This is a genomic window from Roseiflexus sp. (assembly GCF_057785375.1).
This window is the reverse complement of record NZ_JBYNRX010000097.1, coordinates 1-26,411: the sequence shown is the minus strand read 5'-3', so window position 1 is coordinate 26,411 and position 26,411 is coordinate 1. Positions and strand designations below refer to the sequence as shown.

General features: G+C 60.7%; 30 protein-coding genes. 12 read left to right on the top strand and 18 right to left on the bottom strand.

Annotated features, from left to right (window positions below; all coding sequences use genetic code 11):
• Positions 1-219 precede the first annotated feature (219 nt).
• The 4 genes from dnaK (at position 220) to AC3EA7_RS19095 (ending at position 3,635) form a co-directional block, all read left to right on the top strand.
• A complete protein-coding gene (dnaK, locus tag AC3EA7_RS19110; RefSeq protein ID WP_488615666.1) occupies positions 220-2,091 on the top strand; it encodes a molecular chaperone DnaK in 1,872 nt (623 codons plus the stop codon).
• A gap of 362 nt (positions 2,092-2,453) precedes the next feature.
• Complete coding sequence (locus tag AC3EA7_RS19105; protein ID WP_488615665.1) at positions 2,454-2,747, top strand: type II toxin-antitoxin system HigB family toxin; 294 nt, start codon at positions 2,454-2,456, stop codon at positions 2,745-2,747.
• A gap of 13 nt (positions 2,748-2,760) precedes the next feature.
• Positions 2,761-3,138 carry a helix-turn-helix domain-containing protein gene (locus AC3EA7_RS19100; protein WP_488615664.1) on the top strand — a complete coding sequence of 126 codons (378 nt, stop codon included), beginning with the start codon at positions 2,761-2,763 and terminating at the stop codon, positions 3,136-3,138.
• Positions 3,139-3,155: 17 nt separating this feature from the next.
• A complete protein-coding gene (locus AC3EA7_RS19095) occupies positions 3,156-3,635 on the top strand; it encodes a CvpA family protein (protein ID WP_488615663.1) in 480 nt (159 codons plus the stop codon).
• 5 nt (positions 3,636-3,640) lie between these two features.
• Here AC3EA7_RS19095 and AC3EA7_RS19090 read toward each other — a convergent pair whose 3' ends face one another.
• Positions 3,641-3,868 (bottom strand): type II toxin-antitoxin system HicA family toxin, encoded by a 228-nt coding sequence (locus tag AC3EA7_RS19090; RefSeq protein WP_488615662.1) that lies wholly within the window; start codon positions 3,866-3,868, stop codon positions 3,641-3,643.
• Positions 3,865-4,068, bottom strand: a complete 204-nt coding sequence (locus AC3EA7_RS19085) for a type II toxin-antitoxin system HicB family antitoxin (RefSeq protein WP_488615661.1) — start codon at positions 4,066-4,068, stop codon at positions 3,865-3,867. The genes AC3EA7_RS19090 and AC3EA7_RS19085 overlap by 4 nt, the downstream gene beginning before the upstream one ends.
• A 185-nt stretch (positions 4,069-4,253) precedes the next feature.
• Between AC3EA7_RS19085 and rsfS the strand changes: the two genes are divergently transcribed.
• On the top strand, positions 4,254-4,640 hold the full coding sequence (rsfS, locus tag AC3EA7_RS19080; protein WP_488615817.1) for a ribosome silencing factor: 387 nt from the start codon (positions 4,254-4,256) through the stop codon (positions 4,638-4,640).
• Between the two features lie 9 nt (positions 4,641-4,649).
• Positions 4,650-4,838, top strand: coding sequence for a hypothetical protein (locus AC3EA7_RS19075; RefSeq protein WP_488615660.1), 189 nt, complete (start codon positions 4,650-4,652; stop codon positions 4,836-4,838).
• Between the two features lie 133 nt (positions 4,839-4,971).
• Here the strand turns inward: AC3EA7_RS19075 and sucD are convergent, their stop codons facing one another.
• Together sucD and AC3EA7_RS19065 are read right to left on the bottom strand one after the other, a co-directional pair.
• The gene (gene sucD / locus AC3EA7_RS19070; protein ID WP_488615659.1) at positions 4,972-5,844 is read right to left on the bottom strand and encodes a succinate--CoA ligase subunit alpha; all 873 of its coding nucleotides are present in this window, start codon (positions 5,842-5,844) and stop codon (positions 4,972-4,974) included.
• 76 nt (positions 5,845-5,920) lie between these two features.
• Positions 5,921-6,643, bottom strand: a complete 723-nt coding sequence (locus tag AC3EA7_RS19065; RefSeq protein ID WP_488615658.1) for a YggS family pyridoxal phosphate-dependent enzyme — start codon at positions 6,641-6,643, stop codon at positions 5,921-5,923.
• A 76-nt stretch (positions 6,644-6,719) separates the two neighbouring features.
• Here AC3EA7_RS19065 and AC3EA7_RS19060 point away from each other — a divergent pair, with 76 nt between their 5' ends.
• The 3 genes from AC3EA7_RS19060 (at position 6,720) to AC3EA7_RS19050 (ending at position 7,615) form a co-directional block, all read left to right on the top strand.
• Positions 6,720-7,199: a low molecular weight protein-tyrosine-phosphatase gene (locus AC3EA7_RS19060; protein WP_488615657.1), complete on the top strand. Its 480-nt coding sequence runs from the start codon at positions 6,720-6,722 to the stop codon at positions 7,197-7,199.
• Positions 7,200-7,283: 84 nt separating this feature from the next.
• The gene (locus AC3EA7_RS19055) at positions 7,284-7,562 is read left to right on the top strand and encodes a DUF2281 domain-containing protein (protein ID WP_488615822.1); all 279 of its coding nucleotides are present in this window, start codon (positions 7,284-7,286) and stop codon (positions 7,560-7,562) included.
• Entirely contained in the window at positions 7,538-7,615 is a 78-nt protein-coding gene (locus AC3EA7_RS19050; protein WP_488615816.1) for a hypothetical protein, read from the top strand. The genes AC3EA7_RS19055 and AC3EA7_RS19050 overlap by 25 nt, the downstream gene beginning before the upstream one ends.
• A gap of 272 nt (positions 7,616-7,887) precedes the next feature.
• Here the strand turns inward: AC3EA7_RS19050 and bchZ are convergent, their stop codons facing one another.
• From bchZ to bchF, 7 genes are all read right to left on the bottom strand, one after another.
• Positions 7,888-9,369 (bottom strand): chlorophyllide a reductase subunit Z, encoded by a 1,482-nt coding sequence (bchZ, locus tag AC3EA7_RS19045; protein ID WP_488615656.1) that lies wholly within the window; start codon positions 9,367-9,369, stop codon positions 7,888-7,890.
• A 6-nt stretch (positions 9,370-9,375) separates the two neighbouring features.
• Positions 9,376-10,644: a chlorophyllide a reductase subunit Y gene (gene bchY / locus AC3EA7_RS19040; RefSeq protein WP_488615655.1), complete on the bottom strand. Its 1,269-nt coding sequence runs from the start codon at positions 10,642-10,644 to the stop codon at positions 9,376-9,378.
• A gap of 247 nt (positions 10,645-10,891) precedes the next feature.
• Positions 10,892-11,083, bottom strand: a complete 192-nt coding sequence (locus tag AC3EA7_RS19035; RefSeq protein ID WP_488615654.1) for a hypothetical protein — start codon at positions 11,081-11,083, stop codon at positions 10,892-10,894.
• A 206-nt stretch (positions 11,084-11,289) separates the two neighbouring features.
• On the bottom strand, positions 11,290-12,021 hold the full coding sequence (locus AC3EA7_RS19030) for a DUF169 domain-containing protein (RefSeq protein ID WP_488615653.1): 732 nt from the start codon (positions 12,019-12,021) through the stop codon (positions 11,290-11,292).
• A gap of 139 nt (positions 12,022-12,160) precedes the next feature.
• Entirely contained in the window at positions 12,161-13,339 is a 1,179-nt protein-coding gene (locus tag AC3EA7_RS19025) for a chlorophyllide a reductase iron protein subunit X (protein ID WP_488615652.1), read from the bottom strand.
• A 171-nt stretch (positions 13,340-13,510) separates the two neighbouring features.
• Positions 13,511-14,482 carry a zinc-binding dehydrogenase gene (locus AC3EA7_RS19020; RefSeq protein ID WP_488615651.1) on the bottom strand — a complete coding sequence of 324 codons (972 nt, stop codon included), beginning with the start codon at positions 14,480-14,482 and terminating at the stop codon, positions 13,511-13,513.
• A gap of 11 nt (positions 14,483-14,493) precedes the next feature.
• Positions 14,494-14,976 carry a 2-vinyl bacteriochlorophyllide hydratase gene (gene bchF / locus AC3EA7_RS19015; RefSeq protein ID WP_488615650.1) on the bottom strand — a complete coding sequence of 161 codons (483 nt, stop codon included), beginning with the start codon at positions 14,974-14,976 and terminating at the stop codon, positions 14,494-14,496.
• Positions 14,977-15,266: 290 nt separating this feature from the next.
• Here bchF and AC3EA7_RS19010 point away from each other — a divergent pair, with 290 nt between their 5' ends.
• Complete coding sequence (locus AC3EA7_RS19010; protein WP_488615649.1) at positions 15,267-16,112, top strand: universal stress protein; 846 nt, start codon at positions 15,267-15,269, stop codon at positions 16,110-16,112.
• On the opposite strand, the gene AC3EA7_RS19005 is transcribed toward AC3EA7_RS19010, so the two are convergent.
• The 6 genes from AC3EA7_RS19005 to pufB all read right to left on the bottom strand — a co-directional run bounded on the left by AC3EA7_RS19005 (position 16,093) and on the right by pufB (position 23,042).
• Complete coding sequence (locus tag AC3EA7_RS19005) at positions 16,093-16,860, bottom strand: DUF3623 family protein (protein WP_488615648.1); 768 nt, start codon at positions 16,858-16,860, stop codon at positions 16,093-16,095. The genes AC3EA7_RS19010 and AC3EA7_RS19005 overlap by 20 nt on opposite strands.
• A 34-nt stretch (positions 16,861-16,894) precedes the next feature.
• On the bottom strand, positions 16,895-18,115 hold the full coding sequence (locus AC3EA7_RS19000; protein WP_488615647.1) for a geranylgeranyl diphosphate reductase: 1,221 nt from the start codon (positions 18,113-18,115) through the stop codon (positions 16,895-16,897).
• 388 nt (positions 18,116-18,503) lie between these two features.
• Entirely contained in the window at positions 18,504-19,421 is a 918-nt protein-coding gene (gene chlG / locus AC3EA7_RS18995) for a chlorophyll synthase ChlG (RefSeq protein ID WP_488615646.1), read from the bottom strand.
• A gap of 144 nt (positions 19,422-19,565) precedes the next feature.
• Positions 19,566-20,528 (bottom strand): photosynthetic reaction center cytochrome c subunit family protein, encoded by a 963-nt coding sequence (locus AC3EA7_RS18990; protein WP_488615645.1) that lies wholly within the window; start codon positions 20,526-20,528, stop codon positions 19,566-19,568.
• A gap of 97 nt (positions 20,529-20,625) precedes the next feature.
• Positions 20,626-22,551 carry a bifunctional photosynthetic reaction center subunit L/M gene (locus tag AC3EA7_RS18985; protein WP_488615644.1) on the bottom strand — a complete coding sequence of 642 codons (1,926 nt, stop codon included), beginning with the start codon at positions 22,549-22,551 and terminating at the stop codon, positions 20,626-20,628.
• 323 nt (positions 22,552-22,874) lie between these two features.
• Entirely contained in the window at positions 22,875-23,042 is a 168-nt protein-coding gene (gene pufB / locus AC3EA7_RS18980) for a light-harvesting antenna LH1, beta subunit (RefSeq protein ID WP_488615643.1), read from the bottom strand.
• Positions 23,043-23,545: 503 nt separating this feature from the next.
• Between pufB and AC3EA7_RS18975 the strand changes: the two genes are divergently transcribed.
• The gene (locus AC3EA7_RS18975) at positions 23,546-24,547 is read left to right on the top strand and encodes a MerR family transcriptional regulator (RefSeq protein WP_488615642.1); all 1,002 of its coding nucleotides are present in this window, start codon (positions 23,546-23,548) and stop codon (positions 24,545-24,547) included.
• A gap of 59 nt (positions 24,548-24,606) precedes the next feature.
• Complete coding sequence (locus AC3EA7_RS18970; protein WP_488615641.1) at positions 24,607-25,050, top strand: hypothetical protein; 444 nt, start codon at positions 24,607-24,609, stop codon at positions 25,048-25,050.
• A gap of 91 nt (positions 25,051-25,141) precedes the next feature.
• On the opposite strand, the gene AC3EA7_RS18965 is transcribed toward AC3EA7_RS18970, so the two are convergent.
• Positions 25,142-26,095, bottom strand: a complete 954-nt coding sequence (locus AC3EA7_RS18965) for a transglutaminase family protein (RefSeq protein ID WP_488615640.1) — start codon at positions 26,093-26,095, stop codon at positions 25,142-25,144.
• Positions 26,096-26,411 lie beyond the last annotated feature (316 nt).

Here is a 26,411-nt window from a genome sequence, read left to right as displayed (position 1 = left end):
GTCAAGGTTAATATATCATGACATGCAAGCGGGCATAGTAGGACGTTGGTACCAAAAGTCAGCGGCGCAGAAATCTAACACACCTCTAACACTGCACATATAGCGCATTAGCAAGAAACGGGTAAACTAACAGCAGTGACAGGCGCAGCGGGCGCAGCAGTCCGCTGCGTTTCCGCACAGTTCACAATCATCATTGCACGGGAAGAAGGTGAGACGACTATGTCGAAGATTGTAGGCATCGACCTGGGCACGACCAACTCGGTCGTCGCGGTGATGGAAGGCGGCGATCCGGTCGTCATTCCGAACGCCGAAGGCAACCGCACCACGCCGTCGGTGGTGGCGTTCACCAGAAACGGCGAGCGCCTGGTTGGTCTGACGGCGAAGCGCCAGGCGACGATCAATCCTGAAAATACATTCTATTCGATCAAGCGCTTTATCGGGCGCAATTTCGACGAGACGACCATTGAGCGCGACATGGTGCCCTTCAAGGTGGTGAAGGGTTCGCGCAACGATGTGCGCGTCTATTCGCCAGCCACCAGCAAGGAGTATGCGCCGCAGGAGATTTCGGCGATGGTGTTGCAGAAACTCAAGACCGACGCCGAAGCCTACCTGGGGGAGCCGGTGACCAAGGCGGTCATTACGGTTCCGGCATACTTCAACGACAGCCAGCGCCAGGCGACGAAGGACGCCGGCAAGATTGCGGGGCTTGAGGTGCTGCGCATTATCAACGAGCCGACCGCCGCTGCGCTGGCGTATGGTCTCGATAAGAAGAAGGATGAGACCATCCTGGTGTTTGACCTTGGCGGCGGCACGTTCGACGTGTCGGTGCTCGAAGTCGGCGACGGCGTGGTTGAAGTCAAAGCCACCAACGGCGACACGCACCTTGGCGGCGACGACTACGACCAGCGGATCGCCAACTGGCTGATCGACGAGTTCCGCAAGGATCAGGGCATCGACCTGAGCAAGGACCGCCAGGCGTTGCAGCGCCTGAAGGAAGCGGCGGAAAAGGCGAAGATTGAACTCTCCAGCATGTCGGAGACCGAGATTAACCTGCCGTTCATTACAGCGGACGCCAGTGGTCCGAAGCATCTGCAGATGCGTCTCAGCCGCGCGAAGTTCGAGCAGTTGACCGCCGACCTGACCGAGCGCCTGAAAGGTCCGTTCTTCCAGGCGTTGAAGGACGCCGGGTTGAAGCCAGGCGACCTCGATGAGGTCGTGCTGGTGGGCGGCGCCACCCGTATGCCGGTCGTGCTCGACCTGGTGCGCAAGCTGACGGGCAAAGAGCCGAACCGCAGCGTCAACCCGGACGAAGTGGTGGCGGTTGGCGCCGCGATCCAGGCGGGCGTGCTTGGCGGCGAGGTGAAGGACGTGGTGCTGCTCGACGTGACGCCGCTCTCGCTTGGCGTCGAGACGCTTGGCGGCGTAATGACCAAACTGATCGAGCGCAACACGACGATCCCGACCCGCAAGAGCGAAATCTTCTCGACGGCTGCCGATGGGCAGACGGCGGTGGACATTCACATCTTGCAGGGCGAGCGCGAAATGGCCGCCAATAATATGACGCTGGGGCGCTTCCGGCTCGAAGGCATCCCGCCGGCGCCGCGCGGCGTGCCGCAGATCGAAGTGACTTTCGACATCGACGCCAACGGCATTTTGAACGTGTCCGCCCGCGACAAGGCAACCGGTAAGGAGCAGCGGATCACGATCACCGCCAGCACGAACCTGTCGAAGGAAGAGATCGAGCGGATGGTGCGCGACGCCGAACTGCACGCAGCCGAGGATAAGCGGCGGCGTGAACTGGTCGAACTCAAGAACCAGTCGGACGGCCTGGCATACCAGAGCGAGAAGTCGCTGAACGAACTCGGCGACAAAGTCGACTCCGCACTCAAGAGCCGTATCGAAGGTCTGATCAAAGACCTGCGCGAAGCAATCAGCCAGGAGAACGAAAGCCGCATGCGGTCGATCTCGGCGGAGTTGCAGCAAGCGATGTACCAGGTGTCGCAGAGCGCCTACGCTGGCGGCGGCGACGGCGCTGGCGCGCGCAAAGGCAAGGACGAAGGAGTCGTCGAGGGCGAGTATACGGTGGAGTGATCTAAGGTGACTGTCACCTGATAGAAAAAACATGATAGGCGTTGGCTTCGACAGGCTCAGCCAACGCCCCCCTCCACAGACAGACATGACCGTTGCCACCGGGGGCATCGCCCTTACATTAGCAACACGCACGAAGCCCCGCGCACGCGGGGCTTCGTGCGTGCAGCGCAGGTATTCATGCCCGCGTGGGTGGCGTCCTGATGTAGCAGATCCGCGTTGCCTCCAGCCGCCTTCCGGCAATGGGCGCACGGGCGCCCGCACGTCATTTCAGGGGTCATCTGTTGCAATTGCGCCTTGATCCCGTTATGGGAACATGCTATAGTTACGCGAAGGAGAGGATCCTGTCTTGTGCGAGCCAGGCTGTGCGCATCATCGCCAAAAAGATCCTGCGGGAGTTCTGGGAACGCCACGCCGATGCAGAACAGGCGTTGAAAGCCTGGTATTACGATGTCAAACACGCCGATTGGAAAAACCCTGATGATATTCGCAAAACCTACGCCACGGCAAGCATCCTGGCGAATAACCGGGTGGTCTTCAATATCCGCGGGAACAACTATCGCCTTGTCGTGGCTATCAATTACGATTTCGGCATCGTCTATATACGCTTTATTGGCACACACCAGGAATACGATCAGATCGACGCAGAGCGTATTTAGGGAAGGCATTATCATGGAGATCAAACCGATTCGCAACGACGCTGATTATCACGCGGCGCTTGCAGAAATCGAAACACTGTTGTCCGCGCGTCCCGGCACGCCAGAAGGTGATCGCCTGGACGTGCTCACCACGCTGGTTGAGGCTTATGAGGCGAAACACATACCGATCGCCGCGCCCGATCCGATTGCGATGATCGAGTACATCCTGGAAAGCCGCGGTCTCACTCGACGTGACCTGGAGCCCTATATCGGCAGTCGCGCGCGGGTCTCGGAGGTGCTCAATCGCCGACGGGCGTTGACGCTGGAGATGATTCGCAGGTTGCACGAGGGTCTGGGAGCGCCGGCAGAGGTCTTGATCCAGCCGTATGACGTGCGGCAACGGGCTGCTTGAGCGGTCGCTCGATAACTATGAACCCGCTCGACGTTCTGATCGTCATCATCCTGGCGCTGGCGGGCATCGCTGGCTACTACTGGGGCGTCGTACGGCAACTGCTGGCGCTCGCCGGGCTGGCTGCCGGGGTTGCCGTCGCCGGTCGCTACGGGGCGCTGGCAGCCGATGCGCTGATGTCGTTCGTTGACGACCGCGCCGTTGCAGAGATCGGCGGGGCGCTCATTCTGCTGGCGCTCGTGAGCGGAAGCGCCAGCCTGCTGGCGTCGCTGCTGCAGTTGTACGTCGGGTTGATGATCGCCGGGAAAACCGATCAGGGGGCGGGGGCGTTGCTGGGGGGCGTCCACGCCGCGCTCCTGATCACCGCACTGGCATTGATCGTCCACGCCCATCCCATTGAACCGTGGGAGTCGGCGTTGCGCGAGTCGCCGCTGGCGACATTTCTGATGCAAACGGCGGGGAGGGCGCTGGCGCCGTTGTTGGGGATGGGGCTGTCGTAGTGGGCTTATAACAGCTTCAAAAAATCATCCACGCTCAACCGCGCTTGCTTGAGAATGTGCGCCAGTGTTGAGCGTTTGACTGGTCGATGCGTTGGTACGGTGATCTTGAGCACGTCGCTTCCCAGGTGTTTTTGCAGTCGGATGTGACTGCCACGCTGACGCACAACTATCCACCCATCTCGTTGCAGAGCGCGGACAATCTCGTGGTACGGCAGACTGGGCGTCTTGCTCATAGCTCAATCTCGCGCACCAGCGCGTGCTCTGTGATGACCAGATCGTCCTCTACTGGTTCAAGATAGAGTTCGATAGCCTCCTGGATGTTGCGCAATGCTTCTTCTACCGTGCCTCCTTCGCTGATGCAACCGGGCAATGATGGAACGTACACCGTGTATCCACCCTCATCGCTGGCTTCCAACACGACTTTGATGCGCATCCTGCACTCTCCTATTTCTGTGCTATTCAGATAGACTACTGACATTGTACATCACATTCTTCTCACAAAGAACTCAACGAAGTTCAACTTTATCTAACCGACGGGCAATCACATTGCACGCATCCCATGATTCTGGTAGAATCAGAGCAAGCGCCGGTCTATCCGGCGAGTAGTGCACATCAGTTCTGGAATCGACAAAGGAGGCTGCTCTGATCCAGGAACAGGCCGTAGAGGCGACAGAAATTGCGCGGCGGGCAGTGGCGCTCGCCGAGGACAAGCAGGCCAGCAACATCGTGCTGCTGGACTTGCGCCGGCTGAACAGCGTCGCGGATTATTTCGTCATCTGCACCGGCGGCAGCGAACGCCAGCTCAAGGCGATCACTGAAGCGATTGACGAAGGGCTTGCCCGCGAATACGATCTCCAGCCGCGCATCGAAGGGACAGCCGACACAGGTTGGGTGCTCCTCGACTACGGAGACGTTGTCGTCCACATTTTTTCTGTCGAACTGCGCGACCGGTATCGGCTCGAACGGCTATGGAGCAAAGCGACCCCGGTTGTCGTTCTGCAATAGGGTATCAGTATGAATGCCAGCAAACGTACTCACTACGTCATCTTTGGCCTCGGCGCAGCCGTTGGCAGCGCAGTCGGCCTCATCCTGGGATCGATCCTGACCTACTGGCTGGGAGAGGGAACCGTACGCCTGATTCAGCGCGCCTTCCGGCGCCTGAGCGGCGGCGATCGACCGAATTTCGAGATGCTGTTGCAATAAGAAGGGGAAAACCCGTGTACAGCCGTTGCAGTGCAACGGCTGTACGCGGCCTGCAATGCAACGGCTGTACACGGCCTGCAATGCAACACGTACAGACGTTGCAGTGCAACGGCTGTACGTGTTGCGTCGCCCCCTACATGCTCTCCTTCACCAGCTGAGCGATGTCGGTTGGCAGACGCGCCACGCGCACGCCGACAGCTTCGAGCGCGGCGATCTTTTCTTGCGCTGTACCCTCGCCACCCGTGATGATTGCGCCAGCGTGCCCCATGCGCTTGCCCGGCGGCGCCGTCTGCCCGGCAATGAAACTGACCACCGGCTTGGTGACGTGCGCCTGAATGTACTTCGCCGCATCGATCTCCGCCGCGCCGCCAATCTCGCCGATCAGCACAATCGCTTCGGTCTCGGGATCGGCCTGGAACATCTCCAACACATCGACAAACGACATGCCAATGATCGGGTCGCCGCCAATGCCGACGATCGTCGTCTGCCCCAATCCGATCCGCGTCAACGCATCGACCGCTTCATAGGTGAGCGTACCGCTCTTCGACACCACGCCAACCGATCCGGGAGACGCAATGTTGCCCGGAATGACTCCCACCTTTGCCTGAGCGGGAGTGAGCAACCCCGGACAGTTCGGTCCGATCAGGCGCGCGCCATGCTCACGAATGAACGCATACGTCGCCACCATGTCGTTTGCCGGAACGCCCTCGGTGATGCACACGATCAAGGGGATGCCCGCTGCAGCCGCCTCGCGCATTGCATCCGGCGCAAACGCCGCCGGAACATAAATAACCGAGACATTGGCGCCCGTCTGTTTCACAGCTTCCGCCACCGTGTTGAAGACCGGCACCTTGCCATCGATCGCGGTCTGCCCGCCACGACCGGGCGTGACGCCTGCTACCACATTCGTGCCATACGCAATCATCTGGCGCGTATGAAACTCTCCCTCGCGCCCGGTAATGCCCTGCACGAGCAGACGGGTGTTCTTATCGACCAGGATGCTCACAGGTCCCCTCCTTACCCTCAATGGCTCTCGCGCTGTACGCGCGATGGTAGCACATTCTTGCCCGGATGACAAATCCTTACCGTTCGCCGAAGATCGCCCGCCCGATCCGCACAATGGTCGCTCCTTCCTCAATGGCGACTTCAAAATCATCGGTCATGCCCATCGACAGTTCGCGCCACGCGGCTGCGGGAAAGCGCTGCGCCAGAGCGTCGCGCAGGCGCCGCACGGCGCGAAAGACCGGACGCGCCGCTTCCGGATCGGGTCCCCAGGGAGCGATGGTCATCAACCCGCGCACATTAAGGTGCGGCAACGCCAGGATCTGCTCGACATCAGCGCAAAAACGCCCATAGATGTCGGGCTGCTCCTCCCATCCGTGCAGATCAAACCCGGACTTCGTTGCTTCGCCGGAAACATTCACCTGCAAAAGCACCGGCAGACGACCCTGCGCCTCAGCCGCATAACGGTCGAGCATCTGCGCCAGGCGCAGACTATCGACTGAATGCACCATGTCGAAGAGCATGGCGGCTTTCTTCGCCTTGTTTGTCTGCAGATGCCCGATCAGGTGCCAGGTCACACGATGGCGTTCCGCTCCGAGCGCCGCCATTTTGGCTTCCGCTTCCTGCACCCGGTTTTCGCCGATATCGCGCAACCCCGCGTCGAGCGCCGCGCGGATCATCTCCACCGGATGCGCCTTCGTCACTCCCACCAGGCGAACCGCGGCAGGATCGCGGTCGACGCGACACGCAGCAGCGGCGATCCGCTCGCGCACGGCAGCCAGTCGTTCGGTGAGCGTCTCCATGGATATGGTATACTTTCCGTTAATAAGGAGGCGGCATTTCCGACGCCATGATACACCAGGAGCGCAGGTAAGCGGCGTGAACGCCAGAATCGTCAGTGTGCTGTTTGTCTGTACGGGGAATATCTGCCGTTCCCCCATGGCTGAGGGCGTCTTTCGACATTATGTCGAGCAGGCAGGGTTAAGCGGGCGGATCAAAACCGACTCAGCCGGCACCGGCGCGTGGAATGTCGGCGATCCGCCGCATCCCGGCGTCACCGCCATCCTTGCCGAACGCGGCATCCGCTATGCCCATCGCGCGCGCGTCGTCCATCCCGACGATTTTACGCGCTTCGACTATATCGTCGCTGCTGAACGCGCCCACCTGGACACCCTGCGCCGTATGGCTGGCAGTTCGCTCGTGCGCCTCAGCCTGCTCCTCGACCACGCGCCCGACCTCGGTCTCCGCGATATTCCCGACCCCTACTACAACGGGCGCTTCCGCGACGTTCATGACATGATCGACCGCGCCTGCCGCGGGTTGCTGGATCACATTATCAGGGTTGAACGTCTTATGTGACGAGTAGTCAACGTTCTGCGCAACTGGCATGCTTGTGTCGCAGGCATGCCATCAGTGCATTGCCCGCATTATCAAGAGGAACGTATGAGCGTGTACGATGAAACCATCACAAAAATTCGCCAACTGCCTGAGCCGCTAGTGCAAGAGGTGCGTGATTTTGTTGACTTTCTTCTCACACGCCACGACCAGATGCGCTGGCAACTCTGGAATCAGTTCTCGGAGGGCATAGACCTGTCTGAGGCGGATTTCTCCGACTATCTGGCTAACCTGGAAGACTATGAGCGCCGTCTTGAGCGCGGAGAGATCGCATGGCAACCATTACACGCGGTGATGTTGCATTGTGCGATCTCAATCCCGTCATAGGGACAGAACAGGCTGGCGTGCGTCCGGTATTGCTGCGAGCTAATGGACTTTGAATAATTATTTCCGCTATTCGCCTTGTAGCCCGGCGACTGAAGTCGCGGGCTACGGGAAGCGAAGCCCGCGCAGGCGGGCTTCATCGGGCAATACCGGATTATTTTTTCAAAAACAATTAGCCCGCAGCGCAGAGGATGCGCGACCGCGCGGCACAGATCTACCGGTTTCATCATCCTCAGCCCGCCGTGTCCGGATGCCCTCTGAATGCCCGGACCCATCAGCCTGCTACGATCATCGCTTCATTCAGGACGAAGACTCGCCGCTCCAGGCGTCACATCCCCGCGTTCGCCAGCGCCTCGCGCACCAGGTCCGGCGTGATTTCTTTGAGTGAACGTTCGCGCGCCAGGGACTCGACCTGCATCTGTATCTGGCGGCTCGCCGAAATGCGTGGGATGTAGGGAAGTTTTTCCAGCGCCTCGTCGAGCACCGCTTTCGCTTCAAGCGACCAGGGGAGATTGCCCGGCGCCGGCTCGATCCGCGGCGGACCGCCGCGGATCATACTGTACGCCTGATCGACCGGCAGAAAGTTGAACAGGGTGTCGTACAACCCGTTGACGATTTCCTGCACTACATAGACTGCGCCACGGTATCCCATGAACGGCGTGCCGACCGCGCGGCGCACGGTTGGACCGGGAAACGCCGCCATGAAGAAGCGCGCAAACTTTGCGCCCGCCTCGGACAGATAGATTTTTTCGTTGATCGAGCCGAAGACGAAGGCTGGCGCGCGGCGGTGCAGCATCTGGCGCACTTCGTCATTATCTGGATCATCAGGGCGACGGGGACGGGCAGAGACAAAAGCGATCTTCATGCCCAACTCGTCTCCCAGGTAGCGCGCCAACCCTTCGGCATACGACCGCCCCGCAACGATGCCAATGTCCGTCGTGCCAAACCAGTCCCCCTGCGGTCCGCGCCACAGGTCCCACACGGCGCGCAGCGTCGTGCGTTTTTCGCTGGCAATGAACGCTTCCGCCTGCTCAGACGTTCCCAGCAGGCGCCCCAGTTCACGCACAAACGCTGTCGTTTCGCGCATGCCGAAGGGTGCGTAGAGGGTCGGTTGACCGAGCATGCCCGCCAGACCGGCGCCGAACTCGCGGTACATCACCACATTGACCTGCGCGGCTGCCAGGCGCGGCGTATCCGCCAGCGTCGCCTCCATCGGGTAAACCAGATTGATCCGCCCGCCGGCGCCCGCGATTAGTCGCCTGACCTCCTCCAGGTCGGAAAATGAGTTGAAACAGCCGTAGGTTGGACCAATGATGTTGACCGTCCCCGGCGCCGGCTGAACCCCGGCGGCGTGCGGAGCGCCAAACTGCTCCCACAGCCAGCGCAGCACGCGATCGCGCCCGGCCCATTCGTCTTCTGAAAGCGAGTTACTCCAGTAGAAGCGCGTCCCTTCACCAAGGGTCGCCACCAGCGACGACAGATCAGCGCCGATCATTTCGCTCTCGGCGGTCGAAATCACGATGACCTGTTTGCTGTCGAGCGCGCCGCTGGCGCGGAGGTTCTCATACGTCCAGCGCACCTTGTCACTCGTACCCTTCGCACCGACCTCCTGCTCGGTGATCGTTGCCGGGGTCATGTTTTCGATGTGAGGAATAGCGTCGGTATAGTCGGGTACCGCCGTTGCCACCAGATTGAAGCACCCGACCGGCGCATCGGCGATCACGTGGACATCCGGCATAGCGCACATGGTCCACACCGCCGCCCAGTACCCGGACGTATCGGAAAGATCGCGAATCAGTGCAGGGGGCATAGCCGATCACTCCGCAAAAAAGGCAACCATCTCACGATAGCGGTTGGTGCGCTCCAGGGTTTCCGCTACGAAGCCAATCGTCGCCGCCATGCCGCTGCTGAGGAAGAAGGGACGCGACGCCAGTTGGTTCGTGAAGTACATCGCTGGAATGCCGCGCTCCTTTGCCGCAGCCGCGAACGGCGTCGTACCCAGCACGAAATCGGGCGCATACCGGTCGAGCGCTGCCATATCCTCTTCCAGCGCCTTGCGATAGACGACCTCCTGCGTTCCGCGCGCTTTCAACCACAGTTCATCAGGGAGCGACAGCGGATCGACGCCAATCGAGGTGGAGACATATGGAACTTCGGCGCCTGCCTCGACCAGCAACCGCGCATAGGCGAGTTCGGTGCCTTCGTAGCCGGTCACCAGCACGCGCGCGCCCTTGAGCGACTTCGCCGCCAGCACTGCCTGCGCTTTGTCGCGTTCCTCTTGCGCCACCCGATCAACCAGCGCCGGGTCGAGGTCCAGCAAAGCGCCGATTGACTTGAGCCAGGCATACGTGCCGCTGATACCCACCGGCGCGCCGCCGGCCACCGACGCGCCCCATTCGCGATACAGGCGCGTCACCCCTTTATAGAACGGATGGAGCGGCGCCAGCGCCGCTGCCCGACCGGCGCGCCGCAGGTCGTCAATCGAGCGTCCCGGCAGCGCAATCGTCGCCTCGACCCCCATCCGTCGCAGGATGGCGTCAATCGCCAGTTGGTCGGCAGGAAAGACTTCGCCGACCACCACAACCGTGCGCTCCTCGCGCGGTCCCTCCCGATCGCCCAGCCGACGCAACAACGCTTCGAGCGCCACATCCTTCGCTTCCGGATGCGAATGGATCGCATAGGCAGGCACACGCACCAGCACCACCTCGGCATCGCCAACCTTGCGCGGCAGCAACTCCTCCGGCATGCCCGCTGTTTCTGCAACACACAGCGAGACCACCGGCACCAGGCGGCACCCCGGCTCACGCGCCGCCGCCTCGATTGCTGCGCGCGTCCCCTCGACGATCTCGCCGGAGTATAGTTCGGCGCTGCCCAGCGTTGGCGCCAGGATCGACTTACGCGCACCATAGAAATGGGTCACAAACGTCAACCCGTAGAGACACCCGGTATCGGTCGCCATAACGGGGTGTGACCCCTCGATCCGGCTCAGAATGCGCAACGACCCGAACGCCGGGCACATCGACTGCGGGTGAAGTTTGCAGGTGTGCCCCTGCGATTGCTCAGCGCTCAACGCGATTGGCTCCATGGAACGCGCCTTTCAAATAGCAGACAGGAGAGCAGAATATCGGAGAGGTGAAGAACATCACAACAATCACGACATACTCTTTACTACATGGATAACGGAAAGATTGCGCCAACGCGCACCTTTCCGCAAGAACCACAGAACAAGAACATGGATTTCTTCAGAACTGCGGCGCCTTCAAAGCCCTACGTCCGCCGTCTCTGGTTCTCGGTTCTCAATTCTTGGTTCTCGGTTCTCGGTTCCCTAACCCCTACTGCTGCTCCGGCTCATTCGCCTTCGCGGGGTCGAGCCGCAGGTAGGCGGACGTCGCCTGCTTGTCGGTAAAGCGTGCCGCAATGATGAAGCCAAGGATCACCGCCGCGAGCGGCACGAAACAGAGCGCATAGCCGGACCAGACGGGCCATGGTGATGGCTCCGCTTGCAGAAGAATCAGAAAGTCCATAGCACCTCTCCTTACCTGTACGAGAATGACCTGGATACCAACCCACTGAGCCTCACAGCATTTCTCACAACGCTTACCCGTGGATGTGAGTGTTGGCTTCGACAAGCTCAGCCAACGTTTGTTGCATACCGGTCATCCTGCCGGATCAGACGTTATGAGACGGACCGTAACCCAAGAACCCACCGAATGCTGCTGTGCTGTCAGCATCACGATGCGTCGCTTCCGTTGCGCGCGCGCGACGGCATTATCAACCGGCGCATCTCCTCCGGATCGATCCTGAAGTTTTCGATCACCTCGATGATATACCGGAAATGCTCACGCGGCACGGCGATGAACATTTCGCCTGGCGCCACCCGATTGTGCATCCGACCGCCGCCGTCGCCCGTGGTAAACACGCTGTTGCGCATGAGACGCGGCGTTGCAAAGATCGACGCGCACGCCGACGGACCCAACTCGCCAATTGGGAAGGTCCCTTCGCGCACCGACGCCGCACCTGCGATCTGCATGGCGTGCATTGGATCGGTAATGCAGACCAGCAGATCGACCGGCACACCCTCCGGCACGTCATCGAGCGGAGCAGCGGCAAGCGCAGCAATCGACCCGGCGGGCAACACTGAGCTCTGCGCCTTGTTGCGCTGTGCTCCCTCCACAGTAAAGAACCCCTGCGCCATCGTCAGATACTGTCCCCTGGTAATGAGAGAGCCAGCGTCGGGCAACCAGCCCAGGTGATACTGCCCCACCCAGCAATCGTGATGGTGCGCATCGACGTACACCCGCCGTCCTGCTTCCGCCTCACGGATGATGGCGCATGCCACGACATTCGCCGGTTCATACCCCGGAGGCGGCGCCTCTTCGCAGTACGTCACTGCAACCGGTCGCCGCTTGACTTTCATCCGCTCGACCAGCAGCGTGTTCAGGTATTTGAGATCACATTCCATAAATGACTGTCGCCGTGTGTACAACACCGTGCCGTTTGACCCGTTCCCGATGTGGCGCAATGACGTCCCGATCACCCGCCAGCGCGGGGTGATGGGCTTATGCCGCACTCTTGCCGCTTGCCCTGGTCCTTTCGCCTCCTCACCGATACGTCGGCGCATCGGCGTAGCGCAGATCGACGAAACTGAACGCCTGCCCCGAACGCCGCAGCGCCGATAGAAATGCCACCTTATGTTCGAGGTCGTGCGGCTCTCCCAGGCGGATCTCGACCGAACCAGACGTAACGGTAATCCCGTCGCGTTCGCTGCGCACCATATCGGTAACGTACATCCCAATCGCTTCGATCATCTGTTGCACTTTGAGTTGCACCGGGTCGGTCACCTGCACCTGTGGAATAACGGGCTTCAACGACAGGAGCGGCACAGTGAAGACCGGCGCCTTTTCGCCGAACAGATCCGCCTCACGCGCCGGGTCGGGCCGTCCAGGCGGCTCTTCGGCGCCGAAGACGCGCAGAAACTCATCGTAACTCAGCGGCGTGTAGGTATCGACCGGCTGCAATTCCCCGCGCGCAACACGCCCTGCCAGGTCGCCAAAAATCCGGTTGAACTGTTCGTCCTCGAGCGCCAGGCGGCAGGCGTCGGCGAGTTCACGCACGTTGCGGCTCAGCGGCACACGCGTCAGGATAGGCAACCCGACCGCCTTCGCATACTGATCGGCGGTATCGCTGCCATCATCGCGGTTCACCACCAACCCCAGTATCTGAGTTGTGCCGCCCATTGAGCGGAAGTATTGCGCTGCGCGCGCGATATTGTTCGCCGCGTAGAGCGATTGTCGGTCGTGCCCGACAAGGATGATCACCTGTTCGGCAAGCGAACGTGCGAGCGGCGTGGCGAACCCGCCACACACCACATCGCCAAGGAAGTCCATGACGATGAAATCGAGGTTCCAGCGGCTCATGCCCAGGTTTTCGAGCACCTTGAAGCCGGTCGAAATGCCCTGTCCGCCGCAGCCGCGCCCGACTTCGGGACCGCCGAGTTCACACCCGAAGATCACCACACCAGGACGTAGTTCATTGCGGAAGATCACGTCGCTGATCGACAGTTGATCTTCTTTTCCCGCTTCCCTGAACAGGCGCCACTGATCGCCCAGTGTCGGCAGCGAATGCCCGCCAAAGATCGTGTTGCACGAGTCGTGCTTCGGGTCGCAGCCGAGTTGCAGCACACGATAGCCATCGTATGCCAGCCGCGCGGTCAGGTTGGAGGTGAAGAAACTCTTCCCCATTCCGCCCTTACCGTAGATTGCGATCATGCGTGGCGCCATTGCGTTTCCTCTCAGTCCGCCCGCGTCTGAAGCCGCAGGCTACGGGTGCGAAGCCCGCCTGCGCGGGCTCTTCCGGATTTAATGCTCATACAGCCCTTCAGACACCTCCCTGCTGCATACGCCCAGGCTCCGCTTGCCCCTACGCGCCTGCAACCTGCAACCTTCGCACCTTCAACCCGAAACATCCCACTCCATCACGAGTTTCAGGCACTCCGGGTCGTTCAGCGCCGTGGCATACGCCGCCTCAAACTGCGTCACCGGCATGCGGTGCGTGATCAGCGCTGCGGCGTCGAGCGTGCCATTCGCCAGCAGATCGCGGCTTCGCTGCAGATCACCCGCCGCCCATTCCTTTGCCGTGAGTAACCGCGCCTGTTTGAGAAAGAGCGGCATGTACGGCAGACGCAGTTCATCGTAGTACCCGAGCAGGATGATCGTGCCATCGTTCGCCAGCAGCGGCAACGCATCGCTCAACGCCGCCATTGAGCCGGTCGCTTCGATGATGGTATCAACCGGCTGCTGCACCATCGCCGTGAGCGAGTCGGTCCCTGCATCAATCCGCAGGTCTGCCATGCTGCGTTCAAGACGACTTGCAATCCGATCGCTGACCGCAACCCACGCCCCGCGCGCCCGCGCAGTCCGCGCTGCAAACTGCCCTACCGGACCCTGCCCCAGCACCAGCGCCCGCCGGCCGGTCAGGTCCTGGTCTGTTCCGGCAACCAGATCAACGCCGTGCAGCGCGGTCGCCGCCAGCGCCAGCAGCACGCCGTGTTCCGGCGGCACACCATCGAGCGGAACCACCCGGCGGTAATCGACCAGCAGCGTCGCCGACTGGCCGCCCCACGCCGGATTGACCTCGCGGAAGCAGCGCGCTCCGCCGACATACACCCAGCGCCCATCGTATTCCGCCGGAACCGCTGCGCCGCGCCCAACCACCCGACCGACCGTTTCGTACCCTGGCACTACTGGGAACTGCAACATCGGGTGCGGCATCCGCCCCGCCAGCAACATCCGTTCTGTCCCGGCGCTGACCGAAGTGAATGCGGTTTGCACCACGACATCTTCAGGTCCTGCATCCGTCAACGCAACGTCGCGCAGTTCGAGACGATGCGGAGCGGTGATGACAATAGCGCGTGTCATTTCCATCGATGCCTGCTCTAACGCACTGCCGCTTCGGACTGCCTGCTGCTGCGCGCCATCCGTCGCTGCCGGCCCGCCTGGATGCCACGATAGACGAACTGCGCGCAGTTGATCAGGTACGTACAATACGCCACCAGCATCAGCGTCATGATCGCATCGGGCGACCAGTGCAACCAGACGGCGAGAAAATACAGGTTGTGCATGACCATTGCCAGCGCATTGCCGGCGTCTTCCCAGAAGAACTCCGGCGCCAGGAACCAGCGCCCGAAAATCTCCTTTTCCCAGATCATGCCGGTGATTGTGATTGCCCACAATAGCGCGATTTTGATCCACACGCTGACAGTCGCCGCCATGTAACCTTCGCCCGTCGTCAGGTAGCGGATCACCAATCCGAAACTGATCAGAAAGGCAAGAAACTGGATCGGCGCAAGCACCGCCTGAACTTTCGTCCAGACGCTCGCATCACGGCGGGCAAGCTGTTCGGGCGTGTAGGTTGACATTGGTTCCCCCGCTATGTCAACACATTTTGACTTGTGAGAAGCGTGCGATTAGATTATAATACATCCGCCGTCAAGAAAACGTCTACAACCGCTACACAATTGCTGCCACTTTGACGCGCACTGTTGTTGAGTTCGTTTACAACGCGCAGGGTTGTTAGTTGATGCCGGGCATACGGTCCACGACGCCAGCAGACGCCTCAGAACATCCATGGGCAGGCAATTGCGCGTATTTGTTGACGTATAACAACGTTTGCGATTGTGACCATTCTACAGACAGCAGGAGCGACGCGATGCGTATCAATAATGTCCCGATTGTGTTCACCACCACGGCGATCGACAAGGGTTTTGCGCTGTTGCCGAACGTTGCTTCATTCGCCTCTACTATTGGCAGACCGCTGCGCATCATCCACGTCCTTGGTCAACGCTACCGGAGTTATGCCGAACGGCAGATGGCAGCGGCAATCGAGGCGCTGCCTTCCGGCAATGGTCTGGTCTACGAACTTCTCAAAATCGAGAAGAAGCAGCATCGTGCTTTTCTCGACGAAATCGCCAGCACAACCGGCGGCATTCTGGCGATGCTGCCCACCCGCCACAGTTTCATCAACCGGTTGCTGGCGATGATGAGCGACTACGAAAAGTTCATGATCGAAGGTCCGCTGCCGCTCCTTGCGCTTCCGCGCAACGGTGGGCTGCCGAACTCGATCGAGCGCATTCTCTTCCCCCTCGACCTTTCGCCGCGTTCCGACGATTCGCTCGAGCAAGCCGCCGATTTTGCAAAGTCGGTTAGCGCCGAACTTCATCTACTCCATGTCTTCGGCGACGACCGGCTGCTCCCTTCCGAAATGGACATGCAGGCGCGTATGGCTGCGCGCTCACCGCGGGAACTGTACCAGATCGACAAAGACCACATCCAGGCGTTGGCCGACCGCGCCCGCGCGCACAATGTCAACGTCATCACCGCCACTGCCGAAGGTCGTGCGCATACCGCCATCCTGGGCTACTGCAACGCCGAAAAGATCGATCTCGTCATTATGGCGACTCATGGACCGCGCTCGAGCGAAGACATCTGGAAAGGCACCACCACGGCGCGGGTCATCCAGCACGCCAACCTTCCGGTCATTGCGATGCGCTGTTGATGCGCCACCCATTCTCCCGCAGGTTTTCCAGCCTGCGGGAGAATTGAAGCCGCCAGATCCACACATCCGCTGGCAGGACATCGAGCCAGAGCGCAGCGCACACGACCATCGCCTGAACTGCGACCAGCGCCAATCCAACCCCCTGCGCCGTCGCCAGCCCAGACTCGAGTGCATCTGCGGCAAGCCAGACGCATATCGTGGTTGCTGCGCTGACACTCAGCGGAAAGATCGTGCTCAACACCTGAGCAGGGGGCAATCCGGCGGCAAACCAGGGGGGCCAGATCAGAGGACCGCCATCGTGCGTATGTGCTGAAGCATACGCCGTCAGGCGCATACTGACATGCCCCCACCAGCAGAGCATGAACGTCCACACCCCCCACTGATTGGCGCCATTCCACGTCAGCGCAACAATACCCGCAGCAGGCACGATCCACATCACTTCCTGCCACAGCGGGCCGCTCCGCGCGAAACCCAGCCGGCGCGCACGGAACCCGGCGGATGCGCGACACCCGATCTCCATCCACACCCATACAACGGTTGCGCATAGATGAGTAACATACACGCCGCGCAGCGACAGATCATCGCGGGATAGCGCCAGACCGACGAGCGCACCGACGACCGCAACCGTTGCCAGACCGAACATCCACGAAAAGGCGCCAGATGACAGACGATCAGCGATTGTGGGCAGAGTCACCGCAGCGCCCAGCACCAGAACGGCATAGATCGAGAGCACGAGGTATGCTGGCATAGGTGTCGCCCCCACCGACTGTACATCCAGGACCTCAAGCGACCGCCGGTTGACTCGCCCGCCGACGCGGCAGATAGTGACGCACCTGCGCCGCCAGAATATCTGCCGTCATACGCACCTGCGTCAGCCATGGAACCGGCGTCATCTTCTTGTGCATGTACGACTCGAACGTCAGGTGCTGCACATCCAGGTTGCGGCACATATCGGTGAAGACTTCCATCTGCCGCGCGTTCCCGTATCCCCACTTCTGCAACCAGACGAGAAAACGGTACATCGTGCCATACGTCTTCCACCACTGACGCTCATAGCGACGCAGGGCGGCGAGCGATGCGTCCGGCAGGCTAGCGATCAGCGTCTCTGCCGCCATTCTGCCGCTCTTCATCGCCCAATAGATGCCTTCGCCCGACGTATGCACCACCAGACCCGCCGCATCGCCGATCAGCATAGCGCGCTCGAATGCCATATGCGCACGCGGCTCCATCGGCAAGGCGTGCGCTTCCTCCAGAATAACCTCGCCGCCTTCGAGATCGCGGGAAAGTCGCTGCTTGAGATTGGCGAGCAATTCACGCGCGCGTTTGCTGTGCGCCGGTCCGGTTCCGATACCGACAGCGACGTGGTCGCTCTTGGGAAACGCCCAGGCGTACAGATCGGGGCTGACCTCAGGACCCAGGTAGAGATCGGCGGTATCCTCCCAGCGCGCCATTTTGCTGGCGGGCAGGCGAATGCGCTGCTGGATGGCGATGCACCGCGGCAGATTGGGCAACCCCAGCAATTTCGCGGTCGTCGAGTACGCCCCATCGGCACCGATCACCGTTACGGCGCGCAACTGCTGGCGCGCGCCGCCGAACCGCTCGCGGTAGGTTGCAGTCACGCCATTCTTATCGAACGCCAGATCGACCAGTTGACCTTCGATCAGGGTTGCGCCGCGTTGCACTGCGCGCTGACGAATATACCGGTCGAATTCCTCGCGGCAGCACATCGCAATATAATCCTGGTCGGAGTGATGGACGCCGGCCACCTCGATTTCGACGACCCGCTCGCTTGGTGAATGCACCAGCGCGCGATGCACCTTGCGCGAGATGAGCGTTTCCGGAAGTTCGAACTCGGTGAACGCCACCGGCGGCACCGCGCCGCCGCACGGTTTGACATACGACGTATCACGTTCGAGCATCACCACCGGCACACCCGCACGCGCCAGCGTATCAGCGGCCGTTGCACCGCCGACCGATGCGCCTACCACGAGAACTGGATCCATGAGCCGCTCCTTCTAGCCGGTAGGGGTTAGGGGATGCGAGAACCGAGAACTGAGAACCGAGAACTGAGAACCGAGAACTGAGAACTGAGAACCGAGAACTGAGAACCGAGAACTGAGAACTGAGAACTGAGAACCGAGAACTGATTTCCTGCAACGCAACGTTCCGATCCTTACTTTCTCGCTTCCCGACCTCTTGCCTCTTGCCTCTTCCCTCTTCCCTCTTGCCTCTTCCCTCTTCCCTCTTGCCTCTTGCCTCTTCCCTCTTCCCTCTTCCCTCTTCCCTCTTCCCTCTTGCCTCTTCCCTCTTCCCTCTTGCCTCTTCCCTCTTCCCTCTTCCCTCTTCCCTCTTGCCTCGCGTCCGGCTTCACGTTCACCGTTCAACGCTTAATTATCCACGCACCCCGATTGCTGCCGCCATCATGCCCCACACGAACATAGCGATACCGCTGGCATTGTAGAAAATAGCGCGTTTACGCGGATCGGCAATCGAGAAGAACTTCCACTGCGTCGGGATCTGCATGAGCACCAGCGCGCCAATAATGCCGGCAACAATCCAATTTCTGACGTGCAGGAAATACATCACCACCAGAATCTGCGCGACATTGATCGTCACGAACGCCGTCCACGCCGCAGCAATCTCACCATACAGCACCGGGATCGATCGAATGCCGCTGACCCGGTCGCCTTCGATGCTCTTGAAGTCGTTGATCGTCATAATGCCGTGTGCGCCGAGCGAGAAGAGCGCCGCCATCAACACACTGCCGAAGGTCAACGGCGCAAACGCCAGATGACCGGCAATCCAGGGCAATCCTTCGTAGGAGACCGCGACGATCGTGTTGCCAGCCCAGCCGTTGCGTTTGGCGCGGATCGGACCCGCGCTGTAGATCACCGCCAGCACCATGCCAATCGCCGTCATCAGGGCGACATACGGACCCAGGAATAACGCAATGCTCAGACCGAGCACAACCAGCACAGCAACGGTAATAAACACCTGCCGCGCTGATACCAGACCGGACGGGATCAGGCGTTGCGGCTCGTTGATTGCGTCCACATCACGATCACAGTAATCGTTCACCACCTGCGACATACCGCAGAGAATCGGACCGGCGAGCAGCACGCCGAGCGCGATCCGCCCCACATCGGGAAACGTCCACTGACTGGCGCCACTGGCAACGGCGCCGCACAAGAAGGCCCACGACGGCGCAAACCACGTCACCGGCTTCATCAGTTCAATGGAGCGCCGCACAATCACCGTCGGGCTCGTCGTCAAGCGCGACGGCGTGGTCGGAGCAGTTGATTCCGGCATTGGCACACTCTCCTGCGAGTCATGGAATGAAGAAGATTGCTGCGACAGATATGATACCACGACTCTCTAAGAACAAGCATGCTGTGTGATGCGCAATTGCGATACACATCACACAGCATGCATCACACCCCCGTAGCGCCAGGATTACGGCGTGCTCGACAGCACGGCGGGCACCTGACCCGGCTTGGCGGCGCCTGGCGGAATGTTGGCGCCCTGGTGGCAGAGCCAGCACGACGAGCTCTTACCGGCCATGATGCCATCGGCGATCCGTCCGCCTGGCGCGACATACGTCTCCTGAATATGCTTCGTCATCTGGAGCATGATCGACGCATGGTTCTTCTGCGCAATCTCATAGCTCTGGAAGTTGCGCGAGTTATGGCAGAACGTGCATCCCTGCCCCATACTGACGTTGAAGTGATACATCGTGAACTGATTGCGTTCGACTTCGGCGTTCGAGATATCCCTCCGGCCGGTGACGACCAGGCCGCCGGGGTAATCGAGATCGAGCGGCAAGCGCCAGTCGTTCGGCAGGGTGTTCATAATCTCGATTGGATACGGCTCCAACCCGGCCGCCTTGCCGTTGTGACAGGTCGCGCAGGTGATCTGATAGCTGCCGACGGAAGCCGGCAGTTTGGCAGTATAGTTCTGGTTCAGGTCTGCCGACATCAGCATCATCTTCCGCGCCGTCACCTTCTTCGCCGCATTCGGATAGCCGTCCTGCTGGGCGAAGTTGGCGATATTGTGGCAGTACGTGCAATCGACCTTCAAGCCGCCGGAAACCTGCGCCACCATATACGCCGAGATCTGCGCCGTCGTCATCCCCTTCAGCACCTGCACCGCCTGCGGCTGCGGGTTGGCTTGAATATACGCATTCATCGCCGCCAGCGATTCGGCGTTGATATAATTCGTTGGCTCCTGCGTATAATTGACGTAGATCGGGTTCTGGATGGGCGGCGCAGGCGCCGGGATCACCGTGTAAAAGATCCACCAGAAAATCGCGATACTCGCCACGGCCATAACGACCGAGATGATTCCGGCCACGATGTAGAACCTGCCGCGGACGGTATTCGTGATTTCCGGAAAGAGCGTTGGAGGCTGCTGGATCATCGCTTCTATTCCTCTCTAGCAGTGCCGCGGTCGAGGCATAAAGCCGGGCCGCTGCGCGGGCGGGCGAATGCAGCGCACCCGCCCGCCACACACGCGCTTACCGGAAGACAAACTGCGCCCAATCGGGGTTTGGCCAGGGCGCTACAATCTTGGCCGTCTCACCCCAGGTATACCAGTCGGGTACGAGCGTACCGCTCAAGAGCAGACCAATCGCACCGGTAATCGCCGTGAACGCCGCGAACCACCATGCCCAGATATGGATGTTGTACGAGTTGGCATTCCAGCCCATCACCCAGCGCCAGAAGAGTTGTGCGCGCTGCGTGCCGGGACCTTCCGCCATCATCTCGGTGAACTCCATCTCCGACTTCCACTTCGAGGTGGCAACGATCGTTGCGCCGTGCATCGCCAGCAGCAACGTCGATCCGAGCAGGAAGAAGATCGAGAGCATATGGAAGGGATTGTAGTAGAAGTTGCCCCAGTGGATGCTCACGTAGTTCGTCCAGTCCAGGATCGCACGGAAGCCGTGTCCCGGCGCGGCGTTCCAGTTGCCGAGCGCTATGGGATGAATCAGATAGAGCACGAAGTAGAGCGACAGCGCTGAAGCGAACCCCCACGCCAGGTGCGTGCCGACGCCGGTGGCTTTCGCGCGCGTGTAGAGGCGCGCCCACCACGTCAGCACCGAAATGTGCAGGAAGAAGGTCGCTGCCAGCCATGCGCCGCCCTTATCCCACGGCACGTCCCAGCGCAGACCGTACTCGGTCGGCGGCGGATAGATGGCCAGGTTCCAGAACTCGCGCAGGTAGATGATCGGGTTCCACCCCACCTGGCGGCCATAGTCGACCAGAACGATGAAGGCGGCGGCAAAGAACGTAATGAATGAAATGACGCCCCACAACCCGACATAGATCGGACCCACCTGCCCTTCGCCGAGCAGGCGCTGCATCCAGCCGACGTGCCCCGGCGGCTTGGCGATCGTTCCTTCCAGACCGTCGCGATACTCCTCGTCGTGCAGGTCGATCGGGCCCGGCGTCTCACGACCGCGCCCCAGCACCAGACCGACGCCCAGCAGCGACAGACCGGCCACCAGCGCTCCCTGCCCAATGCCATTCCAGATCGGGATCTTGTCCCAGAAGCCCCAGAAGGCGTTCCAGTCCTTGACGAACGTACCAGACAGGAAGATACAGAAGTTCGAGAAGAGCACCGATGCCGCGCCCGTCCAGAACGCGACGCGGTGGATGCCGATCTCGCCGATGCTATAGCCGAGGATATTGCGCCAGAAGACGTGGATGTTCTGATCGGAAATATTGCGCTTCGCCTCGCTCAGCACCGCCGACCCGTGCATATGCAGGAACAGCGTCGACGCGAAGAGGAGCGTAATGCCGATGGCATGGAACGGGTTATAGAAGAAGTTGTAATACTGATAGCCGATGTTCGACACCCAATCGAGGTGGTGGGTGATGCCGAGCGGGAAGCCATGCCCCCAGGCGCCCATCGCGATCGGGCGCAGCCACTGGAGCGTGATCCAGGACGACACGACCGCACCGAAGGCAATCGGCACCTCCATGCCCATATCGAGTTTCAGGCTGATATCGATCTGCCGCAACAACCAACCGACGAAGGCGATGGTGGCTGAAACCATCGTCAGGAACCAGAAGAAGCCAGGTTGGGCGGGATTGACGCTCAAGCCCTGCGACACGGGCGGCGGTTCGATGCGCATCGCCAGGATGTTGAGCGTTCCCTCGACGACCACGCCCTCATAGAGATAGAATGCCACCCCGAGAATGACGCCGATGATCGAGATTGCGCCGAAGAGACCGACATAGAAGCGGCCAATCCAGAAGTCGAACGGATCGACTCCGAAGAAGCGCGCCGCGAGGGTCTTTCCGGGACGCTTATAGAACTCCTCGATGATCGAGAATGGGATAACCTCTGCGGATGCTGCCTGCGAGCCTGTGGAGGAAATCGCCTCCGCGGGGAGAGTCTCTCCACTCGGCAGCGGCAGCGCGCGTGGCACAGCGGACATCGTGTGCTCTCGCTTTCTAGCGTACGGATTGGCTTACGCGAAGATTGTACGTCTCCACAGGCAAAGCCAGCACCTGGATATACGTACGGCGTAAAGACAGGACAGGGGCTGATGCGCTGCCACGTGTCAGCCCGCTGTCCTCATCTCTTTACGAGCGCCGGGCAGAATAATGACGTCGTTCAGGGCCTAAGCCAGTTGAATGCACCCGAGCTGAGCACCACGAAGTGGATGAGCAGCGCCATCACGAGACCTAGCAGGGTGGAGACCACCACCGATGTCCGGAACTCAAACGGTCGATCTTTCATATGAGCGCCTCCAAAATCTTACTTGAGCCAGGGCGTCCAGGCCCAGCACAGCACGTGAGCAATCACCGCGATAATCATCCCGCCGTAGATCGTCTTCACGACAATGTCGTGCACCAACCACTCCGCATTGTTGAACAGCGGCTTCCACTGATCGGGCACCAGATCGTTCTGTGGCTTGTCGGTCATGTGGGTCACCCCCTTTCGTGTCTGCCTGACCGGCTCTTGCAGCAACGCGCTGCGTCATGGTTTCTGCCCGCGCCAGTGACTCTGTCGCTTCTTGCCAGCGAGCGTGTCGAAGCTCCGTAGTGTCAATAGTATTCGCGGGTTTCATCGGGATTATACCGCCGGAAAAGCAACTACGTCAATCAAAACATCTTACACATATACTATGCAACGGTTATGCAGATCGTGTGCAGAAGCCAGAGTTATGAAGTCGTAACATTGCGTCAGAGTATGCACTACAGCGTTTGACATTCCCTCTACGTATACTATAATAAAGCCCTACAGTCCTAGCCAAAAGGAGGGGAAGAAGTGGGGAACCTTGCTTCACCCTGCCGTCGCAACCGCCACGTTGCAGGGTGAATACGCGGCGCTGACCGTGTGCGTGGCACTGCTCCCCGGCTCCGTTGCTCTGCAAACGCCGCGGCGCGCATGCCGACGCTTGACCGTTATAGAGATGGAGAAACCCCATGTTGGAGCAGGTCCATCGCCTGCTGGCGCTGTCCGACGTTCCACGGTACAACATTAAGGCGGTCGTCCAGCAGACTCAGGTCAATGTTTCGACGCTACGCGCATGGGAGCAGCGCTATGGCGTTCCGCGCCCGACTCGCTCCGATCACGGTCATCGACTCTACTCGCAGCGCGACATCGAAATCATCAAATGGCTCAAGCAGTGCACCGAGGAAGGACTGGCGATCAGCCAGGCGGTCGCGCTGCTGCGCGACATCAGCGATACCGGGGACATCGCACCCCGCGCCCCGCACCCCTCTCCGCCAACGCTCGCCGACGCCGGCTGGCCCGACCTGCGCACCCAACTGACCGAGGCATTGCTCAGCGCCAACCTGCGCCAGGCGCACTTGCTGGTCAACACCGCAGTCGCGCTCTTCCCGATCGAGACGCTGGTGCTCGATCTGTTTCAGCCGATGCTGATCGAGATCGGCGAACGCTGGGCGCAGGGCGATGTGTGTGTTGCGGAAGAGCGCGTGGTGACCAACTTCGTGCGCCAGCGGCTTCTGGGGTTGCTGCAGATCCACGCGCCGTTCGCCACCGGTCCGCGCCTGATCGCCGGGTGTGCGCCCGAAGAACAGCACGAGATCGGGTTGATCATGTTCTCGCTGCTGATGGAACAGCGCGGCTGGGAACTCCTCTACCTGGGGCAAACGGTATCGGCGGAAGGGCTGGACGGCTTCCTGGTGCGGATGGCGCCGGCGCTCATCTGTATGTCGGTCTCGATGGCGGAGCACGTTCCCGGTCTGCTGGAAATTGCACGCATCGCCGAAAACCGTCGCCGCCATCGGTTGATCTTCGCCTACAGCGGTCAGGTGTTCGACCGCCATCCTGAACTTCGTGGACGCATCCCCGGCATCTTTCTGGGCAACGATCTGCGCGAGGCGGTGATCCGGGCTGATGATCTCGGCGAGGAGATCGATCCGGAACGCTGGGCGCGACAGGCGCACTTCTTCCGCCATTAATGGCGATGGCGAGTCGGACAACGGGTTGTTCGGAAAAATCGGCGCTGAAAGGTGCAATTATGCGCTCATTGACGGCGTGGCTGTCCAGTCGCGGTCCAGAGGTCGCTCAGGCGCTCGATCAACGTCGTGAAGCCATCTGCAACACGGTCACAAACCGCCTCAAATCGACGTTCGCAGGCTTGCTGGCGGACATTGAGTCGCGCCATGGCAGCCAGTATCAGCAGGTGACGTTCAGTCGCACACCGCAACGTCTCCATCGCTTGTTGCTCGTCGCGCTTGCGCTCCAGGCGCCGTCGGTGCTGCAACGCGAAATTGAGTGGAGCGTGCGCCTGCTTCTGCGCCACGGCGTCACCCAACATCACATTCAGTCGATGGTGCGCTGGTACTTCGAGGCGGCACAGCGCGAAGTGGCGCTCGATGATCAGGACCGCGACAATCTGGCGGCGCTCGAAGAGGCGATTCTGGCGACGGTCTACGCAATTGGGGATGAGACGTCGCCGTGAGTGCGCGCCTATCCGAAACATTGCCGCGTGACGAGCGGCCGGGTGGCAAAAGCGACGCTTTCGCCTGCCCAATGATTTTCCAGATAGGCTCTTACTGCTGCATCTGCGCCTGTTGCACGTGCGCCTCCTCGATAAACGCTCGTTCCATCGCCTGCCATTCGGGCGGCGGCGCTTCATCCGTCGCCTCGGAAGGCGTCTCAAGCAGCACCACACGCACAGCGACATCGAGTTCGCTCGTCGCCTGCCCTTTGTAGACGCCGCGCGACGGCGGAACATCGGCGTAGTCGCGCCCAATGGCCACTCGAATGTGGCGCGACCCGGCGATCAGGTTGTTGGTCGGGTCGAATCCGACCCATCCCATTCCTGGCAGTAAGGCTTCCATCCAGGCATGGGTTGCGTCCGCCTCCGAACGATCACGGTCTTCGGCGCGATGGAAGAGGTAGCCGCTGACATAGCGGCAGGGAATGCCGAGCATCCGCGTCAATGCGATCATGATATGCGCAAAATCCTGGCAGACGCCACGACGGGCGCGCAGCGCGTCATCGACCGGCGAATGCACATGGGTGCTGCCAGGGGCATATTCGAAGGCGTCATAGATGCGCGTGTTGAGCCAGCAGAGGGTTGTCAACGGATCACTGCCGCGTTGTAATCCGATCTCATCGGCAAAGGCACGCAACAGGTCGCTGGGGTATGCAAAGCGACTGGGCTGGAGCAGATCCCACTGCTCGCCGCTGGCGGCGAGTGCATCGAGCATGCGCCAGGCGTCCCCATCGAGCATCGTGACCGGCGGCGGTTCGACGACCTCCACGGTCGCTTCAGAAATCACTGTGAGCAGCTTATGGCGCCCGGGCACCGTGAAGTGATGCACCGCATTCCCCAGAATATCGCGATAATCGAAAACGGTCGTCCGGGGGACAGTGGTCATATGAAAGCTGTGGAGGCGTTGATGTCCGTCGCTGCGCGGCTGCATGCGCACCTCCATCACGCTTTCACTCACCGGTGCGCTGTAACGAAAACGGGTCAGATGTCGAATATGGTAGAGCATATGTGAGGTTAAAGATTCGAGGCGAGAGGCGCAAGGGAATGAGCGCCTCGTCATCTTCTGTTCACCCTTTGCGCCTTTTTGTATGATTCGCCACACATAACGCGCCACCTTCGCACGTGCCGTCTTTCCGCGTACAATGCGTCACCTGTCCCCTCGCCCCTCTCGCCTCGCCCCTCTCGCCTCGCCCCTCTCGCCTCGCCCCTCTCGCCTCGCCCCTCTCGCCTCGCCCCTCTCGCCTCGCCCCTCTCGCCTCGCCCCTCTCGCCTCGCCCCTCTCGCCTCGCCCCTCTCACCTCGCCCCTCTCACCTCGCCCCTC